1 pseudogene is annotated in these 321 nt (G+C 52.0%); it reads left to right on the top strand.

Going from position 1 to position 321, the window contains the following annotated elements:
• Nucleotides 1–321, top strand: a pseudogene (locus tag ACP45E_RS02420) (hypothetical protein); the annotation flags it as partial.

Below are 321 nucleotides of genomic sequence, written 5' to 3'. Positions count from 1 at the left end.
ACACTGATTATGAACCCGAGGGGGATGCTGATGGCGACGGGCATAGCAACGAGCTGGAATATATTGAGACGAATAATCCCCTAAACCCGAACGTCCCTGTTCTGGCGGGCGATCAGGACCTAGATGGTAATGGTGTCGTTAATGGCGTGGATGTGGATTACAACGCCAATGCCGATGCCGATGGTGATGGCCTCAGTAACTGGGTTGAATACCGAGATGGATCAGACCCCGTTAATTCCAACCACCCCGTATTTGCGGGCGAGCAGGATATTGATAGTGATGGCATCGTCAATGGCACCGACGCTGATTATCACGGTGATC

It is taken from the genome of Vibrio genomosp. F10 str. 9ZD137 (genome assembly GCF_049974785.1).
In the GTDB taxonomy this organism is placed as follows: Bacteria; Pseudomonadota; Gammaproteobacteria; order Enterobacterales; family Vibrionaceae; genus Vibrio.
This window is presented reverse-complemented; position numbering and strand designations above follow the sequence as displayed.